Source organism: Klebsiella sp. K5-204 (assembly GCF_030128585.1).
Classification (GTDB): Bacteria; Pseudomonadota; Gammaproteobacteria; order Enterobacterales; family Enterobacteriaceae; genus Klebsiella; species Klebsiella quasipneumoniae.
Genome location: NZ_JAKUZS010000013.1, coordinates 65,049 through 83,852 on the forward strand (window position 1 = coordinate 65,049; position 18,804 = coordinate 83,852).

An 18,804-nucleotide genomic window follows, 5' to 3' on the forward strand; every position below is an offset into this window, starting at 1 on the left:
GTTGCCAGGGGCTTCTGTACAGTACCGTTTTGCTTCTGCTGATAATTCGACCCACAGAGGAGTTTTTTATGTCCAAGTCTGATGTTTTTCATCTCGGCCTCACCAAGAACGATTTACAAGGGGCTACGCTGGCTATCGTCCCTGGCGATCCGGAGCGTGTGGAAAAGATCGCCGCGCTGATGGATAAGCCGGTTAAGCTGGCATCTCACCGCGAATTTACCTCCTGGCGCGCGGAACTGGACGGCAAACCGGTGATCGTCTGCTCCACCGGCATCGGCGGCCCGTCTACGTCTATCGCTGTGGAAGAGCTGGCGCAGCTTGGCGTGCGTACCTTCCTGCGCATTGGCACCACCGGCGCCATTCAGCCGCACATCAACGTTGGCGATGTGCTGGTGACTACCGCTTCCGTTCGTCTGGACGGCGCCAGCCTGCACTTCGCGCCGATGGAATTCCCGGCCGTCGCAGATTTCGCCTGCACCACCGCGCTGGTGGAAGCAGCGAAATCCATTGGCGCCACCACCCATATCGGCGTGACCGCTTCCTCGGATACCTTCTACCCGGGACAGGAGCGTTACGACACCTTCTCCGGCCGCGTAGTGAGCCGCTTCAAAGGCTCCATGGAAGAGTGGCAGGCGATGGGCGTGATGAACTATGAAATGGAATCCGCTACGCTGCTGACCATGTGCGCCAGCCAGGGCCTGCGCGCCGGGATGGTGGCCGGGGTTATCGTTAACCGTACCCAGCAAGAGATCCCTAACGCCGAAACCATGAAGCAAACCGAAAGCCACGCGGTGAAAATCGTCGTGGAAGCGGCGCGCCGTCTGCTGTAATTCAACGCTTTCCCTGTCAGGCCGGATCCTCCGGCCTTTTTTTTGCGTCGCCTCTCGCAGGAAATTCCTTTTAAACTGGACGTTTGTACAGCACAATTCTATTTTGTGTCATCAGGTTATCGCAGGGGGCGTCGTGGATCTCTCCATTATTATCAGCGCGGTTATCGCACTGGCTGCTGGATTAATCGTCGGCTGGCTGGCGACCAAAGCGCGCGCCGATCAAATTCGGGCCGATCTTATCGAGGAGCGGCGAGAGCTGGATATTGAGCTGAGCGCCGCCCGTCAGCAGCTGGTACAGGAAGCCCACTGGCGTGAAGAGTGCGAGCTGCTGAACAACGAGCTGCGCAGCCTGCGGGATATCAATACCTCGCTGGAGGCCGATCTGCGAGAGGTTACCACCCGGCTCGAATCCACCCAGCTGCATGCGGAAGATAAGATCCGCCAGATGGTGAACAGCGAGCAGCGCCTGAGCGAGCAGTTTGAAAACCTCGCCAACCGCATTTTCGAACACAGCAACCGACGCGTCGATGAGCAAAATCGCCAGAGCCTGCATGGCCTGCTGACACCGCTGCGCGAACAGCTGGACGGGTTCCGCCGCCAGGTGCAGGAGAGCTTCGGCCAGGAGGCGCGGGAAAGGCACACCCTGGCGCATGAGATCCGCAACCTGCAGCAGCTGAACGCGCAGATGGCGCAGGAGGCGCTGAACCTGACCAAAGCGCTGAAGGGCGATAACAAAACTCAGGGCAACTGGGGGGAAGTGGTTCTCACCCGCGTGCTGGAAGCCTCCGGCCTGCGGGAAGGCTATGAGTACCAGACCCAGGTCAGCATCGAGACCGACAACCGCTCGCGGATGCAGCCGGACGTCATCGTGCGCCTGCCGCAGGGTAAAGACGTGGTTATCGACGCCAAAATGACCCTTGTCGCCTATGAGCGCTATTTCAACGCCGAGGACGACTACACCCGCGAAGTCGCGCTGCAGGAGCACCTTGCCTCGGTGCGTAATCATATTCGCCTGCTGGGACGCAAGGATTATCAGCAACTGCCGGGCCTGCGCTCCCTCGACTATGTGCTGATGTTTATTCCCGTCGAGCCGGCATTCCTGCTGGCCATTGATCGTCAGCCCGAGCTCATTAGCGAGGCGCTGCAAAATAATATTATGCTGGTCAGCCCGACGACGCTGCTGGTGGCCCTGCGCACCATCGCCAATCTGTGGCGTTATGAGCACCAGAGCCGCAACGCGCAGAAGATCGCCGAGCGGGCGGGGCGCCTTTACGACAAAATGCGCCTGTTTGTGGACGATATGTCCGCTATCGGCCAGAGTCTGGATAAAGCGCAAGAGAACTATCGCCAGGCGATGAAAAAGCTCGCTTCCGGGCGCGGTAATCTGCTGGCTCAGGCGGAGGCTTTTCGCGGGTTGGGCGTGGAGGTCAAGCGCGGGATTAATCCTGATTTAGTCGAACAAGCCACTGCTCAGGACGATCAATATCGTCTCGAAGAGGAGGATAACCTGCCGGAAAATGACGCATTTTCGCCCGACTCTGCCGAGGCGGTGCGCAGCCGGGAGGCGGCTCCGCCACGCTGAAACGTATGGGAAATGCGCTGAGTCTGATACACTCAGTGAACATTTTCTTGAAAAGCAAGCAGGCATAAAGATGGTTGAGGATTCACAAGAAACGACGCACTTTGGCTTTCAGACGGTCGCTAAAGAGCAGAAAGCGGACATGGTGGCGCATGTATTCCATTCTGTCGCCGCAAAGTATGATGTGATGAATGACTTAATGTCGTTTGGTATCCATCGTTTGTGGAAGCGTTTCACCATCGACTGCAGCGGTGTACGTCGCGGGCAGACCGTGCTGGATCTGGCGGGGGGTACCGGTGATTTGACGGCTAAGTTTTCCCGTCTGGTAGGGGAAACCGGCCGCGTTATGCTTGCTGATATCAATGATTCAATGCTCAAAATGGGCCGCGAAAAGCTGCGCAATATCGGCATCGTGGGTAACGTTGAGTATGTTCAGGCCAACGCGGAAGCCCTGCCGTTTGCTGATAATACCTTTGACTGCATCACCATCTCTTTCGGTCTGCGTAACGTGACCGACAAAGAAAAAGCGCTGCGTTCGATGTACCGCGTGCTGAAGCCGGGCGGACGTCTGCTGGTGCTGGAGTTTTCTAAACCCATTATTGAACCGCTGAGCAAAGCCTACGACGCTTACTCCTTCCATATCCTGCCGAAGGTGGGCGAGCTGGTGGCAAAAGACGGCGACAGCTATCGCTACCTGGCGGAGTCGATCCGTATGCATCCGGACCAGGAATCCCTGAAAGGGATGATGCAGGATGCAGGCTTCGAAAGCGTGGACTACTACAACCTGACGGCAGGTATCGTTGCTTTGCATCGCGGTTACAAGTTCTGACAGGAGGGACGCTATGCCTTTCACACCCCTGGTGACCGCTGGCATTGAAACGGCGCTGAATACTTTCCTCTGGCGCGACAAAGCGCTAAAACCCGCCCGCCAGCGCCTGCTGGGCAAGGTATTGCGGGTACAGCTGCAGGACTTCTCCACGCCCGTGGTGCTGGTGTTCAGCGAACGCCAGGTGGATGTCCTGAGCGCCTGGGAGGGAGAGGCCGACTGCACCGTGATTACCCGGCTCAGCGTACTGCCAAAACTGCGCAACCGTCAGCAGCTCACGGCGCTTATCCGCAGCGGCGAGCTGGAAGTGCAGGGCGATCTGCAGGTGGTGCAGAACATGGTCACCCTGTGCGATCTGGCGGAGTTCGATCCCGCTGAACTGCTGGCGCCTTACACCGGCGACATCGTGGCCGAAGGCGTCGGTAAAGTTCTCCGCGGCGGCGCTCAGTTTTTACTGAAAGGGGCGCAGCGCCAGCAGCGCTATGTCGCGGAAGCGATCACTGAAGAGTGGCGCCTGGCGCCGGGGCCGCTGGAGCTGGCCTGGTTTGCTGAAGAGACGACGGCTATTGAACGCGCGCTGGCCGCACTGGAAAAACGGCTGGAAACGCTGGAGGGCAAATGACGCCAGGAGAATTACGGCGCCTGTATTTCATCGTCCACACCTTTTTGAGCTACGGGCTCGATGAGCTCATCCCCAAAATGCGGATCACGCTGCCGCTGCGTATCTGGCGGCGGATGCTGTTCTGGATGCCAAACCGCCATCAGGATCAACCCCTTGGCGCCCGTCTGCGGCTGGCGCTTCAGGAGCTGGGGCCGGTGTGGATTAAATTCGGCCAGATGCTTTCCACGCGGCGGGATCTCTTTCCGCCGCATATTGCCGATCAGCTGGCGCTGTTGCAGGACCGCGTGGCGCCCTTTGACGGGAAGCTCGCGCAGCAGCAGATAGAGAAAGCGATGGGTGGCCTGCCGGTGGAGGCCTGGTTTGATGATTTCTCCGTTGAGCCGTTAGCCTCGGCGTCTATCGCCCAGGTGCATACCGCGCGTCTGAAAGAGAACGGCAAAGAGGTGGTGATCAAGGTTATCCGTCCGGATATTTTGCCGATCATTAAAGCGGACATGAAGCTCATCTACCGCCTGGCGCGCTGGGTGCCGCGTCTGCTGCCTGACGGCCGCCGTCTGCGCCCGCAGGAGGTAGTTCGTGAGTATGAAAAAACGCTGCTGGACGAGCTGAACCTGCTGCGGGAATCCGCCAACGCCATTCAGCTGCGGCGTAATTTCGAAGACAGCCCGATGCTGTATGTGCCGGAGGTGTACCCCGACTACTGCAGCGAAAGCATGATGGTGATGGAGCGCATCTACGGCATTCCGGTGTCCGACGTCGAGGCGCTGGAGGCTCAGGGAACCAACCTGCAGCTGCTGGCGGAGCGGGGCGTGCAGGTCTTCTTCACCCAGGTGTTCCGCGACAGTTTTTTCCATGCTGATATGCACCCTGGCAACATATTCGTCAGCTACGAGCACCCGGAAGATCCGCAGTATATCGGCATCGATTGCGGCATTGTCGGCTCGCTGAACAAAGAAGATAAGCGCTATCTGGCGGAAAACTTTATCGCCTTTTTCAACCGCGATTATCGTAAGGTTGCCGAGCTGCACGTCGACTCCGGTTGGGTTCCGCCGGACACTAATGTCGAAGAGTTTGAGTTCGCGATCCGCACGGTCTGCGAGCCCATTTTTGAGAAGCCGCTGGCGGAGATCTCCTTCGGCCACGTGCTGCTTAATCTGTTCAACACCGCGCGGCGCTTCAATATGGAAGTCCAGCCGCAGCTTGTTTTGCTACAGAAGACATTACTTTACGTAGAAGGGGTAGGCCGGCAGCTCTATCCTCAGTTAGACTTGTGGAAAACGGCGAAGCCTTTCCTTGAGTCGTGGATCAAAGATCAGGTCGGTATTCCGGCGCTGGTGCGCGCGTTTAAAGACAAAGCGCCGTTCTGGATCGAAAGAATGCCTGAAATACCTGAGCTGGTGTATCAGAGCCTGCAGCAGAGCAAACAGCTGCAGACCAGCGTCGATACTATCGTGCGGGATATGCATGTGCGTCATGTGCGCCAGGGCCAATCCCGTTATCTGTTTGGTATAGGCGCGGTTTTATTGCTCAGTGGTACGCTGCTCTTTATCCATCGCCCTGAGTGGGGAATGATGCCCGGCTGGCTGATGGCCGGCGGTGTCGTGACCTGGCTGATTGGCTGGCGAAAAACCCGCTGATCGGTTCGCCACTTCATGACGCAGGCTTATTTGCGCAAAATCATGCCGGTGGTCTGACGGCGAGGCGGCTGGCAGGATGGCGTGTATAATGCGTCCACATAATTCATCATCTGTCATAGGGGAATGTGTATGGGTGGTATCAGTATTTGGCAGTTATTAATTGTTGTCGTCATCGTAGTTCTGCTTTTCGGGACGAAGAAGCTGAGCTCACTGGGGTCAGACTTAGGGGCATCCATCAAAGGCTTTAAAAAAGCCATGAGTGATGATGATAAACCCGAAAAGTCGGCGCCAGACGCAGATTTCACGGCGAAAACTATCGCCGACAAACAGGATGATGCAAAAAAAGACGAGACAAAACGCCACGACAAAGAGCAGGTGTAACTCGTGTTCGATATTGGTTTTAGTGAACTACTGCTGGTGTTTGTAATTGGCCTCATTGTTCTGGGGCCACAGCGGCTTCCCGTCGCGGTTAAAACGGTGGTTGGCTGGATCCGTACGCTACGGTCGCTGGCGACCACGGTGCAGAATGAGCTGGCTCAGGAGCTAAAACTGCAGGAGTTCCAGGAGAGCCTCAAGAAGGTGGAAAAGGCCAGCCTGAATAACCTGACGCCGGAGCTGAAAGCCTCTATGGACGAGCTGCGCGAGGCCGCGGAGTCGATGAAGCGCTCCTATAGCGCCCACGATCCGGAAAAGGCCAGCGACGAAGCGAATACCATCCATAATCCGGTGGTGAAAGGCAGCGAAGCGCAGCGGCAGGACGTCACGCCGGCGACGGCCGAACATCAGGCCAGCGCTCCGGCTCATGCGCCAGAGCCCGTGGCCGACGAGCAACCCGCTTCACCGGCAGAGAAAACATCCGCTACGGCGGCTGCCCCCCATTCTTCCCCCGCATCGAGTGATAAACCGTAAACATGGGCGTAGACGATACACAACCGCTAATTTCGCATCTGATTGAGCTGCGCAAGCGTCTGCTCAACAGCATCATTGCTATCCTGGTGATCTTCCTGGCGCTGGTCTATTTCGCCAATGATATCTATCAGCTGGTCTCGGCCCCGCTTATCAGCAAGATGCCGGTAGGCGCGACGATGATCGCCACCGATGTCGCTTCACCTTTCTTTACGCCGATAAAGCTGACCTTTATGGTGTCGGTGATCCTGTCGGTGCCGATTATTCTGTATCAGGTATGGGCCTTCGTCGCGCCGGCGCTGTATAAGCACGAGCGCCGGCTGGTGGTGCCCTTGCTGGTCTCCAGCACGCTGCTGTTCTATATCGGCATGGCTTTCGCGTATTTTGTCGTGTTTCCGCTGGCGTTCGGCTTTCTGACCCATGCTGCCCCGGAGGGGGTGCTGGTCTCGACCGATATCCGCAGCTATCTCGACTTCGTGATGGCGCTGTTTATGGCGTTCGGGGTCTCTTTTGAGGTGCCGGTCGCCATTGTGCTGCTCTGCTGGATGGGCGTCACTACGCCGGAAGAGCTGCGCAAAAAACGGCCGTATGTGCTGGTGGGCGCCTTCGTGGTGGGCATGCTGCTGACGCCGCCGGACGTGTTCTCGCAGACGCTGCTGGCCATTCCGATGTACTGTCTGTTTGAAGTCGGGGTGTTCTTCGCCCGCTTCTACACCGGGAAGCGCCTGACACGCGATGACGATGCCGCGGCCGAAGCTGAAGCTGCTGAGCACAGAGAAGAGTAACACCGCCAACCGCCCGTCAGGGCGGTTGTCATATGGAGCGATCATGTTTGATATCGGCGTTAATCTGACCAGTTCGCAGTTTGCCCGCGACCATGATGAGGTGGTGGCGCGCGCCCGGTCGGCGGGGGTCCACGGCATGCTGCTGACCGGCACAAATTTGCCGGAGAGCCAGCAGGCGCAGAGAATGGCGAGCCATTACGCCGGCTGCTGGTCCACGGCGGGGGTTCATCCCCATGACGGCAGCAGCTGGACGCCAGCGGTCGCCGAGGCGATTTATGTCCTTGCCCGCGAGCCGCAGGTGGTGGCGATAGGGGAATGTGGTCTGGATTTTAATCGTAATTTCTCCACGCCGCAGGAGCAGGAGGCGGCATTCAGCGCCCAACTGGCGCTGGCCGCCGAGCTGTCGATGCCGGTGTTTTTACACTGCCGCGACGCCCACGACCGGTTTCTGACGCTACTTAAACCCTGGCTTGGGAAGATCCCGGGCGCGGTGCTGCACTGCTTTACCGGCAGCCGCAGCGAGGTGCAGGAATGTCTGGATCTGGGGCTGTTTATCGGCATTACCGGTTGGGTGTGCGATGAGCGGCGCGGGCTCGAGCTGCGAGAGCTACTGCCGGCGATCCCGGCGGAACGTCTGCTGCTGGAGACCGATGCGCCCTATCTGCTGCCGCGCGACCTCAAGCCGAAACCCGCCTCGCGTCGTAACGAGCCCGCGTATTTGCCGCATATCCTGGCCAGCGTCGCGGCCTGGCGCGGCGAGGAGGCGCAGTGGCTTGAGGCGCAAACGGACGCAAACGTCAGAGCGCTGTTTGGCGTCGACGTTATCGGCGCTTAGATTTTCTGGAAATCGGTGTTTTTTACGCTCTGCAGGACTTGCTTATTCAGCAGGTTTAACAGCAACATAGAGCGTGCTTCACCGTCCGGCTCGGTAAAGATAGCCTGTAAGCCTTCGAACGCGCCGTCGGTGATCAGTACGCTATCGCCCTCATGCGGCGTTTCCGGGTCGGTGATGCCTTCCGGTTTATAGATAGAGAGCTGATGGATGACCGCCGAGGGGACGATAGCGGGTAGGGCGCCAAAGCGCACGAAGTTGTTAACCCCGCGGGTGGCGCTGATGGTGGTGGTATGAATCACCTCTGGATCGAACTCAATAAACAGGTAGTTCGGAAACAACGGTTCGCTGACCATGGTGCGTTTACCGCGAATGATTTTTTCCAGCGCAATCGTCGGCATCAGGCAGTTAACTGACTGACGTTCCAGATGTTCCTGGGCTCGTTGTAGCTGCCCACGTTTGCAATACAGTAAGTACCAGGCTTGCATAATGACTCATTCCACTTCTAATAACGGCAAGCATAACAAATGGCTGGTGTAATCGCGAAAGCCATTATAATTGAAATCCAAATTTCAGCGTTCTTTCACGCTAATTTAACAAAATTACAGCATCTCGCCGTTGAACACCGTATAATTAGCCGCCTGTAGAGAGGTCAATAACACTTTCATGAAATATCACGATCTTCGCGACTTTCTGACACTCCTGGAACAACAGGGCGAACTAAAACGTATCACTCTGCCGGTCGATCCCCACCTGGAAATCACCGAAATTGCCGACCGCACCCTGCGCGCTGGCGGTCCGGCGTTGCTGTTTGAGAATCCGAAAGGCTATACCATGCCGGTGCTGTGCAACCTGTTCGGCACGCCGCGGCGCGTGGCGCTGGGGATGGGTCAGGAGGACGTCAGTTCGCTGCGCGAGGTGGGTAAGCTGTTAGCCTTTCTGAAAGAGCCTGAGCCGCCCAAAGGTTTCCGCGATCTGTTTGATAAGCTGCCGCAGTTTAAGCAAGTGCTGAATATGCCGACCAAACGTCTGCGCGGCGCCCCCTGCCAGCAAAAAATCATCCAGGGCGATGACGTCGACCTGAGGAAAATCCCGATTATGACCTGCTGGCCGGACGATGCCGCGCCGCTGATCACCTGGGGGCTGACGGTGACCCGCGGGCCGCACAAAGAGCGGCAGAACCTGGGGATTTATCGCCAGCAGCTGATTGGCAAAAACAAACTGATTATGCGCTGGCTGTCTCATCGCGGCGGCGCACTGGATTTCCAGGAGTGGAGCGCGGCGCGTCCGGGCGAACGCTTCCCGGTTTCTGTGGCGCTCGGCGCCGACCCAGCGACCATTCTTGGCGCGGTGACCCCGGTGCCGGATACTTTGTCGGAATATGCCTTTGCCGGGCTGCTGCGCGGCACCAAAACCGAAGTGGTGAAATGCGTCTCGAACGATCTTGAAGTGCCTGCCAGCGCAGAGATTGTGCTGGAAGGTTATATCGAGGCCGGGGAGATGGCGCCGGAAGGTCCGTATGGCGACCATACCGGCTACTACAATGAAGTAGACCAGTTCCCGGTGTTTACGGTCACCCATATTACCCAACGTGAAGACGCGATTTATCATTCGACCTATACCGGCCGTCCGCCGGATGAGCCTGCGGTGCTGGGCGTGGCGCTGAATGAAGTCTTCGTCCCGATCCTGCAAAAACAGTTTCCGGAAATCGTCGATTTCTATCTGCCGCCGGAAGGGTGCTCCTACCGCCTGGCGGTGGTGACGATGAAAAAACAGTATGCAGGCCATGCCAAGCGCGTGATGATGGGCGTCTGGTCGTTCCTGCGCCAGTTTATGTACACCAAATTCGTGATTGTCTGCGATGACGATGTCAACGCTCGCGACTGGAACGATGTGATTTGGGCGATCACTACCCGTATGGACCCAGCTCGTGATACGGTACTGGTAGAGAATACGCCAATTGATTATCTGGATTTTGCCTCGCCGGTTTCCGGCCTGGGTTCAAAAATGGGGCTGGATGCCACCAATAAATGGCCTGGCGAAACCCAGCGTGAATGGGGTCGCCCAATCAAAAAAGATCCTGCCGTCACGGCGCGCATTGACGCCATCTGGGATGATCTGGCCATCTTTAAACAACAGTAAGCGGGGCTAACGCCGCTGTTTTGCTCTATAGACCCGACAGAGGGGACGCATGACAACCTTAAGCTGTAAAGTGACCTCGGTGGAGGCGATTACCGATACCGTGTATCGTGTTCGATTAGTACCGGAAGCGGCATTCTCTTTCCGCGCTGGCCAGTATCTGATGGTGGTAATGGATGAGCGCGACAAACGCCCATTCTCCATGGCCTCCACGCCGGCGGAACAGGAATTTATCGAACTGCATATCGGCGCCTCGGAGCTCAATCTGTACGCGATGGCGGTCATGGATCGCATCCTGAAAGAGCGCGAAATTGAGGTTGATATCCCGCATGGCGAAGCCTGGCTGCGTGAAGATGAAGACCGCCCGCTGATTTTGATTGCCGGCGGCACCGGCTTCTCTTATGTGCGTTCTATTCTGCTGACCGCGCTGTCACGCAATCCTCAGCGCGATATCGCGATTTACTGGGGCGGCCGCGAGACCAAACATCTGTACGATCTGGCTGAGCTGGAAGCCTTGAGCGTCAAACATCCGAATCTGCGTATTGAGCCGGTGGTTGAGCAGCCGGAAGAGGGCTGGCGTGGGCGTTCCGGCACCGTGCTGACCGCGGTGCTGCAGGATTACGGTACCCTGGCCGATCACGATATCTATATTGCCGGGCGTTTTGAGATGGCCAAGATTGCTCGCGACCTGTTCTGCAATGAACGCGGCGCGCGCGAAGATCGCCTGTTTGGCGACGCGTTTGCTTTTATCTGATATCTGCAAATAAAAAACCCGCCCCTGACAGGCGGGAAGAACGGCAACTAAACTGTCTCTCTTCGCCAATGACGTCATAACTGCGTCGGCTGCGCTCGCTCACCCGAATCACTTACTTCAGTAAGCTCATCGGGATTCGCTCGCTTGCCGCCTTGTTCTGACGCCATTGGCTGTGAGATACCCTTTTGTAAATTTACACCCGCTCAAACACGGTGGCGATCCCTTGTCCCAGGCCAATGCACATGGTGGCGAGGCCGAACTGGGCATCTTTACGCTCCATCTGATTGATCAACGTGGTGCTAATACGCGCCCCGGAACAACCCAGCGGATGACCGAGCGCGATCGCCCCGCCGTTAAGGTTGATCTTCTCATCGATCTGCTCCATCAGGCCCAGATCTTTAATGCACGGCAGGATCTGCGCGGCAAAGGCCTCATTCATTTCAAAGACGTCGATATCGCTGGTGGATAAGCCCGCTTTTTTCAGCGCCAGCTTCGAGGCGGGAACCGGGCCATAGCCCATAATGGACGGGTCGCAGCCGACCACCGCCATCGAACGGACGCGGGCGCGTGGCTTCAGCCCCAGTTCGCGGGCGCGACTTTCGCTCATCAGCAGCATCGCCGCCGCGCCATCGGAAAGGGCGGAAGAGGTACCCGCCGTTACCGTACCGGTCACCGGGTCAAACGCCGGCCTCAGGGTAGACAGCGTCTCGACGGTGGTTTCCGGGCGGATCACTTCGTCATAGTTAAAGGACTTCAGTACGCCATCGGCATCGTGGCCGCCGGTGGGGATAATCTCGGCTTTGAATGCGCCGGACTGGGTCGCAGCCCAGGCGCGGGCGTGGGAGCGCGCGGCGAACTGATCCTGCATTTCCCGGCTAATGCCGTGCAGACGCGCCAGCATTTCAGCGGTCAGCCCCATCATCCCTGCCGCCTTCGCCACGTTGCGACTCAGGCCCGGGTGGAAATCGACGCCGTGGCTCATCGGCACATGGCCCATGTGCTCCACGCCGCCAATCAGGCAAACGCTGGCATCGCCGGTCATGATCATGCGTGCGGCATCGTGCAGCGCCTGCATGGAAGAACCGCACAGACGGTTAACCGTGTTTGCCGGTACCGAATGCGGGATCTCCGCCAGCAGCGCCGCGTTACGGGCGATGTTAAAACCCTGCTCGAGGGTTTGCTGCACGCAGCCCCAGTAGATATCGTCTATTGCGCTTGCCTCAAGCGACGGGTTGCGCGACAGCAGGCTACGCATCAGGTGCGCGGAGAGGTCTTCCGCGCGCACGTGGCGAAATGCGCCGCCCTTTGAACGGCCCATCGGGGTGCGAATAGCATCGACAATGACAACCTGTTCCATTGTGACTCCTTAAGCCGTTTTCAGAGCGCCAACCGGACGGGCTGGCTCTACCTGGGGATAATACGCTTCGTTATGGCGCGCTTTGTCACGCAGACCGGCAGGGACTTCATACAGCGGCCCAAGGTGCTGGTACTGCTGCGCCATATCGAGATACTTCGCGCTGCCGATGGTATCCAGCCAGCGGAAGGCGCCGCCGTGGAACGGAGGGAAGCCGAGGCCGTATACCAGCGCCATATCCGCTTCCGCCGGGCTGGCGATAATGCCTTCTTCCAGGCAGCGGACGACTTCGTTAACCATCGGGATCATCATGCGGGCGATAATCTCTTCATCGCTGAAATCGCGCTTCGGCTGGCTGACGTCGGCCAGCAGGCTGTCGACGGCGGCATCTTCTTCTTTCTTCGGCTTACCTTTGCTGTCGTCTTTATAGCGCCAGAAGCCGAGGCCGTTCTTCTGGCCGAAACGGTTGGCGTCAAACAGGGCGTCGATGGCGTCGCGATAATCTTTCTGCATCCGCTGCGGGAAGCCCGCCGCCATGACCGCCTGAGCATGGTGCGCGGTGTCGATGCCGACCACGTCCAGCAGATAGGCCGGGCCCATCGGCCAGCCAAACTGTTTCTCCATCACTTTGTCGACTTTGCGGAAATCCGCCCCGTCGCGCAGCAGCTGGCTGAAGCCGGCGAAGTAGGGGAACAGCACGCGGTTGACGAAGAAACCGGGACAATCATTGACCACGATTGGCGTCTTGCCCATTTTGCTGGCCCAGGCGACGACTTTGGCAATGGTATTATCCGAGGTTTTTTCGCCGCGGATCACTTCTACCAGCGGCATGCGATGCACCGGGTTAAAGAAGTGCATGCCGCAGAAATTTTCCGGGCGCTGCAGAACGCTGGCCAGCTCGCTGATGGGGATCGTTGAGGTGTTGGACGCCAGCACGGTATCCGGGCGGATTTTATTTTCCGTTTCCGCCAGCACTGCTTTCTTCACTTTCGGGTTTTCCACCACCGCTTCAACGACCACGTCCACGCGATCAAAACCGCTATACTCCAGCGTTGGCTGAATGGTGCTTATTACTCCGGCCAGCTTCAGACCGTCGATTTTGCCGCGTTCCAGCTGTTTATTCAGTAGCTTCGCCGCTTCGGTCATGCCGAGCGTCAGCGATTTATCGTTGATGTCCTTCATGATGACCGGTACGCCTTTCCACGCCGACTGATAAGCGATGCCGCCGCCCATAATGCCCGCGCCCAGGACGGCGGCCTGCTTCGGCGTTTCGACATCTTTGGTCAGTTTTTTCGCTTTCGCTTTGACGTACTGGTCGTTGAGGAAGATACCGACCAGCGCGCGGGCCTCATTGGTATGAGCCAGCGGGACAAAGCTTTTATTTTCCAGCACCAGGGCCTCTTCACGACCAAGACGCGCGGCGGCTTCAATGGTTTTCACCGCGGTGATCGGCGCCGGATAATGCTTCCCGGCGGTTTGCGCGACCATGCCTTTGGCGATGGTGAAACTCATCGTCGCTTCAATTTTGCTGAGCTTCAGCGGCTCCAGCTTCGGTTGACGTTTCGCTTTCCAGTCCAGGTCGCCCTGAATCGCCTGGCGCAGGATCGCCAGCGCGCCGTCGCGCAGTTTGTCGGCAGCAACTACGCCATCCACCAGGCCGATTTTCAGCGCTTGATCGGCACCGACATCTTTCCCGGCAGCAATGATCTCCAGCGCGCTGTCGGCGCCGAGCAGGCGCGGCAAACGGACTGAGCCGCCGAAGCCTGGCATAATGCCGAGTTTGGTTTCCGGCAGACCAATGCGCAGATCCGGCGTCGCCAGGCGATAATCGGTCGCCAGGACGCATTCACAACCGCCGCCCAGCGCGTAACCGTTGACGGCGGAGACAGTGGGGACCGGAAGATCTTCCAGACGGTTGAAGACGCTGTTAGCAAAATGCAGCCATTGGCTTAACTGCTCCTCAGGGACCAGGAACAGTGAGAGGAATTCCGTAATATCCGCGCCGACGATAAACGCCGCTTTTTCAGAGCGCAGCATCAGGCCTTTGAGATCGTTTTGTTTTTCCAGTACGTCCAGCGCATGACCGAGGCTGGCTACGGTTGCGGTATCAAGCTTGTTGACCGAACCTGGGGCATCGAACACCAGTTCGGCGATGCCATCTTCCAGCCAGTCGAGGTACAGGGTGTCGCCTTTGTAGAGCATGTCAGTCTCCTGAATCCAGCAATATGATCTGGTCATACCAGATGAAACGGAGTGTGGAATTTATGTTAAAGAATTGCAAATTACTCTTTAAATAATTGCTGGTCGGATCACATCCGGTGGAAATCACCCGCACGCAGGTCGATGTGCTAAGATGCGGAGTATCACGATCCCATAAAAGCAAAGGACAAAAGATGGAATCCCTGGCCGCGCTCTATAAAAATCATATTGTTACCCTACAAGAACGTACCCGCGACGTCCTGTCCCGTTTTCAGATGGATGCTCTGCTGATTCACTCCGGCGAGCTGGTTAACGTCTTCCTTGATGACCATCCGTACCCGTTCAAGGTCAATCCGCAGTTCAAAGCCTGGGTGCCGGTGACTCAGGTGCCTAACTGCTGGTTGCTGGTGGACGGTGTGAATAAACCGAAGCTGTGGTTCTATCTGCCGGTTGATTACTGGCATAACGTTGAGCCGCTGCCGACCTCGTTCTGGACCGAAGAGGTCGATGTAGTCGCGCTGCCGAAGGCCGATGGCATCGGCAGCCAACTGCCTGCCGCTCGCGGAAATATTGGTTATATCGGGCCGGTTCCGGAGCGCGCGCTGGGTCTGGGAATCGCCGCGGATAAGATCAACCCGAAAGGGGTTATCGATTATCTGCATTACTACCGGGCTTACAAAACCGATTACGAGCTGGCCTGTATGCGTGAAGCGCAGAAGTCGGCGGTGAATGGTCATCGTGCGGCCTATGAAGCTTTTCAGTCCGGGATGAGCGAATTCGATATCAATCAGGCCTATCTTACCGCAACCGGACACCGCGATACCGACGTGCCTTACAGCAATATCGTGGCGCTGAACGAGCATGCTTCTGTCCTGCACTACACTAAACTGGACCACCGCGCTCCGGCGGAAATGCGCAGCTTCCTGCTCGACGCCGGTGCGGAATATAACGGCTATGCTGCGGATCTGACGCGGACCTGGGCGGCACACAGCGATAACGATTTCGCCCATCTGATTAAAGACGTTAACGACGAGCAACTGGCGCTGATTAGCACCATGAAAGCCGGGACTCGCTACGTCGATTACCATATCCAGTTCCACCAGCGTATTGCGAAGCTGCTGCGTAAACACCAGTTAGTCACTGACATGAGCGAAGAGGCGATGGTGGAAAACGATCTGACCGGGCCATTTATGCCGCACGGGATTGGTCATCCGCTGGGTCTGCAGGTGCATGATGTTGCTGGCTTTATGCAAGACGACTCCGGTACGCATCTGGCGGCGCCAGCGAAATACCCGTATCTGCGCTGCACCCGTATTATCGAGCCGCGTATGGTGTTGACCATTGAACCCGGCATCTACTTTATCGAGTCGTTACTGGCGCCGTGGCGTGAAGGTCCGTTCAGCAAACACTTCAACTGGCAAAAAATTGACGCCATGAAGCCATTCGGCGGGATCCGTATCGAAGATAACGTGGTGGTTCACGAAAACAGTATCGAAAACATGACGCGCGATCTGAAGCTGGCCTAATGGAGAGCTGGTTAATCCCGGCGGCGCCCGTTTCCGTCGTTGAGGAGATCAAAAAGAGCCGTTTTATCACGCTGTTGGCGCATACCGACGGCGTGGCGGCGGCGAAAGCCTTTGTCGAGTCCGTCAGAGCGGATCACCCCGATGCCCGTCACCACTGCGTGGCGTGGGTCGCCGGACCGCCTGATGATTCGCAACAGCTTGGGTTTTCTGATGATGGCGAACCGGCGGGAACGGCGGGTAAACCGATGCTGGCGCAGCTGATGGGAAGCGGCGTCGGCGAGATAACCGCTGTCGTCGTGCGTTACTACGGTGGTATCCTGCTGGGCACCGGCGGCCTGGTGAAAGCCTATGGCGGCGGTGTTCATCAGGCGCTGGCGCAGTTGACGACACTGCGCAAGACGCCGTTAACAGCATATACTTTGCAATGTGAATATGGGCAACTGGCCGGCGTCGAAGCGCTGCTCGCCCAATTTTCCGGCAACGTCGTTGAAAGCGAATATCTGGCGTCGGTTCGGCTGCGCGTGGCGCTTCCCCAGGCTGAAGTGGCGGCTTTTTCAGCAAAACTGGCTGATTTTAGTCGCGGTTCATTGCAATTGCTGAAGATTAACGAATAATCCCCTCTGTTTTTTTGCCTATCAAAGGAAGCGCCAGAGATGCATTTTCGCGCCATAACCCGAATCGTTGGACTGCTGGTCATCTTGTTTTCGGGGACGATGATCGTCCCGGGATTAGTGGCCCTGATATATCGCGATGGCGCGGGACGGGCCTTCACTCAAACTTTTTTTGTCGCTCTGGCGATCGGCTCCATGCTGTGGTGGCCGAACCGTAAGCAAAAGGGTGAACTGAAATCCCGTGAAGGATTTCTGATCGTGGTGCTGTTCTGGACCGTGCTGGGTAGCGTAGGGGCCTTGCCCTTTATTTTCGCCGAACAGCCGAACCTGACGGTGACGGATGCCTTCTTCGAGTCATTTTCCGGCCTGACGACGACCGGGGCGACCACCCTGGTGGGGCTGGACTCGCTCCCGCACGCTATCCTCTTTTACCGGCAGATGCTGCAGTGGTTCGGCGGTATGGGGATCATTGTGCTGGCGGTGGCGATTCTGCCTATCCTCGGCGTCGGGGGGATGCAGCTCTACCGTGCGGAAATGCCCGGCCCGCTGAAAGATAACAAGATGCGCCCGCGCATCGCCGAGACGGCAAAAACATTGTGGCTCATCTATGTGTTACTGACGGTCGCCTGCGCATTGGCGCTCTGGTTTGCCGGTATGCCGGCCTTCGATGCGATAGGGCACAGCTTCGCCACCATCGCCATCGGCGGTTTCTCGACTCACGATGCCAGCGTCGGCTATTTCAACAGCCCGATGATCAACTCCATCATTGCCATCTTCCTGCTGATCTCCGGCTGTAACTACGGTCTGCATTTTTCGTTGTTGAGCGGACGCAGCCTGAAGGTGTACTGGCGCGACCCTGAGTTTCGAATGTTCATTGGCGTCCAGTTGACGCTGGTCATCGTCTGTACGCTGGTGCTATGGCTTCATAACGTGTACGGCTCGGTGCTGACGACGCTGAATCAGGCGTTTTTCCAGGTGGTGTCGATGGCGACCACCGCGGGATTCACCACCGATAGCATTGCGCGCTGGCCGCTGTTCCTGCCGGTGCTTCTGCTGTGCTCCGCATTTATCGGCGGCTGCGCAGGCTCTACGGGCGGTGGCTTAAAGGTTATCCGTATCCTGTTGCTGTTCAAGCAGGGCAACCGTGAGCTTAAGCGTCTGGTTCACCCGAATGCGGTGTATAGCATTAAATTAGGTAACCGCGCGCTGCCGGAACGTATTCTGGAAGCGGTATGGGGATTCTTCTCCGCCTATGCGCTGGTCTTTATCATTAGTATGCTGGCTATTATCGCCACCGGGGTGGATGACTTCTCCGCTTTCGCCTCCGTGGTGGCGACATTGAACAACCTCGGGCCTGGGCTCGGCGTCGTCGCGGACAACTTTGCCACCATGAACCCGGTCGCGAAATGGATCCTGATTGCTAATATGCTGTTTGGTCGTCTGGAAGTGTTCACCTTACTGGTGCTCTTTACTCCCACTTTCTGGCGCGAATAACAGGAGTGCTCGTGAAAACTTTAATTCTCTTTTCCACCCGCGACGGGCAGACACGTGAAATCGCTTCGTTTCTCGCCTCTGAGCTTAAAGAGCTGGGTATCGATGCGGACACCCTGAATCTGAACCGTACCGATGACGTGGAATGGCATCATTATGATCGCGTGGTGATTGGCGCGTCGATTCGCTACGGACACTTTCATCCGGCGGTGGACCGCTTTGTGAAAAAGCACCTTGCAGCATTGCAGGCGCTGCCGGGGGCATTCTTTTCGGTGAACCTGGTTGCGCGCAAACCCGAGAAGCGCACGCCGCAGACCAACAGCTATACGCGCAAGTTTCTGCTCAACTCGCCGTGGCAGCCGCAGAGCTGCGCGGTGTTTGCCGGGGCGCTACGTTACCCGCGTTACCGCTGGTACGATCGGTTTATGATCCGCCTGATTATGAAAATGACCGGGGGCGAAACGGATACCCGTAAAGAAGTGGTCTATACCGACTGGCAACAGGTCTCCCGATTTGCCCGAGAAATCGCGCAAATGATCCGCAAACAGGGCGTTTAAACAGCGTCTTGATAGAAAAGCGAGCGAACGAAAAGTTTTTTTGCATTTCCCCTTGTCACCTCAGAATTACTCCCTATAATGCGCCTCCACTGACACGGAACAACGGCAAGCAAGCCGCCGGGTCAGCGGGGTTCCGGTGAGAACCTCGCAGAGAAA

18 protein-coding genes are annotated in these 18,804 nt (G+C 57.4%); 15 read left to right on the forward strand and 3 right to left on the reverse strand.

Annotated features, from left to right (window positions below; genetic code table 11):
- Nucleotides 1-68 precede the first annotated feature (68 nt).
- The 9 genes from udp to tatD all read left to right on the forward strand — a co-directional run bounded on the left by udp (nt 69) and on the right by tatD (nt 8,020).
- Nucleotides 69-830, forward strand: a complete 762-nt coding sequence (gene udp / locus MKR05_RS25025) for a uridine phosphorylase (protein WP_002883419.1) — start codon at nt 69-71, stop codon at nt 828-830.
- Between the two features lie 133 nt (nt 831-963).
- Nucleotides 964-2,412, forward strand: coding sequence for a DNA recombination protein RmuC (gene rmuC / locus MKR05_RS25030; protein WP_023291578.1), 1,449 nt, complete (start codon nt 964-966; stop codon nt 2,410-2,412).
- Nucleotides 2,413-2,482: 70 nt separating this feature from the next.
- On the forward strand, nt 2,483-3,238 hold the full coding sequence (ubiE, locus tag MKR05_RS25035) for a bifunctional demethylmenaquinone methyltransferase/2-methoxy-6-polyprenyl-1,4-benzoquinol methylase UbiE (protein ID WP_023291579.1): 756 nt from the start codon (nt 2,483-2,485) through the stop codon (nt 3,236-3,238).
- Nucleotides 3,239-3,251: 13 nt separating this feature from the next.
- A complete protein-coding gene (locus MKR05_RS25040) occupies nt 3,252-3,857 on the forward strand; it encodes an SCP2 domain-containing protein (RefSeq protein ID WP_032454522.1) in 606 nt (201 codons plus the stop codon).
- Nucleotides 3,854-5,494: a ubiquinone biosynthesis regulatory protein kinase UbiB gene (gene ubiB, locus MKR05_RS25045; RefSeq protein WP_032454523.1), complete on the forward strand. Its 1,641-nt coding sequence runs from the start codon at nt 3,854-3,856 to the stop codon at nt 5,492-5,494. Before MKR05_RS25040 ends, ubiB begins: the two co-directional genes overlap by 4 nt.
- 129 nt (nt 5,495-5,623) lie before the next feature.
- Complete coding sequence (gene tatA, locus MKR05_RS25050; protein WP_002883425.1) at nt 5,624-5,875, forward strand: Sec-independent protein translocase subunit TatA; 252 nt, start codon at nt 5,624-5,626, stop codon at nt 5,873-5,875.
- Between the two features lie 3 nt (nt 5,876-5,878).
- Nucleotides 5,879-6,403, forward strand: a complete 525-nt coding sequence (tatB, locus tag MKR05_RS25055) for a Sec-independent protein translocase protein TatB (protein WP_048296407.1) — start codon at nt 5,879-5,881, stop codon at nt 6,401-6,403.
- Between the two features lie 2 nt (nt 6,404-6,405).
- The gene (gene tatC / locus MKR05_RS25060) at nt 6,406-7,185 is read left to right on the forward strand and encodes a Sec-independent protein translocase subunit TatC (protein WP_004886745.1); all 780 of its coding nucleotides are present in this window, start codon (nt 6,406-6,408) and stop codon (nt 7,183-7,185) included.
- Nucleotides 7,186-7,228: 43 nt separating this feature from the next.
- Complete coding sequence (tatD, locus tag MKR05_RS25065) at nt 7,229-8,020, forward strand: 3'-5' ssDNA/RNA exonuclease TatD (RefSeq protein WP_032454525.1); 792 nt, start codon at nt 7,229-7,231, stop codon at nt 8,018-8,020.
- Here tatD and rfaH read toward each other — a convergent pair.
- Entirely contained in the window at nt 8,017-8,505 is a 489-nt protein-coding gene (gene rfaH / locus MKR05_RS25070) for a transcription/translation regulatory transformer protein RfaH (RefSeq protein ID WP_004886742.1), read from the reverse strand. The two genes, tatD and rfaH, sit on opposite strands and share 4 nt — an antisense overlap.
- A gap of 178 nt (nt 8,506-8,683) precedes the next feature.
- Between rfaH and ubiD the strand changes: the two genes are divergently transcribed.
- Together ubiD and fre are read left to right on the forward strand one after the other, a co-directional pair.
- Nucleotides 8,684-10,159, forward strand: a complete 1,476-nt coding sequence (gene ubiD, locus MKR05_RS25075; RefSeq protein WP_023291584.1) for a 4-hydroxy-3-polyprenylbenzoate decarboxylase — start codon at nt 8,684-8,686, stop codon at nt 10,157-10,159.
- A 49-nt stretch (nt 10,160-10,208) separates the two neighbouring features.
- Nucleotides 10,209-10,910: an NAD(P)H-flavin reductase gene (fre, locus tag MKR05_RS25080; RefSeq protein ID WP_004886735.1), complete on the forward strand. Its 702-nt coding sequence runs from the start codon at nt 10,209-10,211 to the stop codon at nt 10,908-10,910.
- A 193-nt stretch (nt 10,911-11,103) separates the two neighbouring features.
- On the opposite strand, the gene fadA is transcribed toward fre, so the two are convergent.
- Entirely contained in the window at nt 11,104-12,267 is a 1,164-nt protein-coding gene (gene fadA / locus MKR05_RS25085) for an acetyl-CoA C-acyltransferase FadA (protein WP_004886733.1), read from the reverse strand.
- A gap of 9 nt (nt 12,268-12,276) precedes the next feature.
- Complete coding sequence (gene fadB, locus MKR05_RS25090) at nt 12,277-14,466, reverse strand: fatty acid oxidation complex subunit alpha FadB (protein ID WP_064158491.1); 2,190 nt, start codon at nt 14,464-14,466, stop codon at nt 12,277-12,279.
- Between the two features lie 191 nt (nt 14,467-14,657).
- Between fadB and pepQ the strand changes: the two genes are divergently transcribed.
- Genes pepQ through hemG form a run of 4 tightly spaced genes read left to right on the forward strand, consistent with a single transcriptional unit; the run spans nt 14,658 to nt 18,648 of the window.
- Nucleotides 14,658-15,989, forward strand: coding sequence for a Xaa-Pro dipeptidase (pepQ, locus tag MKR05_RS25095; RefSeq protein ID WP_064155684.1), 1,332 nt, complete (start codon nt 14,658-14,660; stop codon nt 15,987-15,989).
- Entirely contained in the window at nt 15,989-16,603 is a 615-nt protein-coding gene (locus MKR05_RS25100; RefSeq protein ID WP_004886726.1) for an IMPACT family protein, read from the forward strand. The genes pepQ and MKR05_RS25100 overlap by 1 nt, the downstream gene beginning before the upstream one ends.
- Nucleotides 16,604-16,642: 39 nt before the next feature.
- Nucleotides 16,643-18,094 carry a Trk system potassium transporter TrkH gene (gene trkH / locus MKR05_RS25105; RefSeq protein ID WP_004886724.1) on the forward strand — a complete coding sequence of 484 codons (1,452 nt, stop codon included), beginning with the start codon at nt 16,643-16,645 and terminating at the stop codon, nt 18,092-18,094.
- Between the two features lie 11 nt (nt 18,095-18,105).
- Nucleotides 18,106-18,648 carry a menaquinone-dependent protoporphyrinogen IX dehydrogenase gene (hemG, locus tag MKR05_RS25110; RefSeq protein WP_023291587.1) on the forward strand — a complete coding sequence of 181 codons (543 nt, stop codon included), beginning with the start codon at nt 18,106-18,108 and terminating at the stop codon, nt 18,646-18,648.
- The last annotated feature ends 156 nt before the right edge of the window (nt 18,649-18,804 follow it).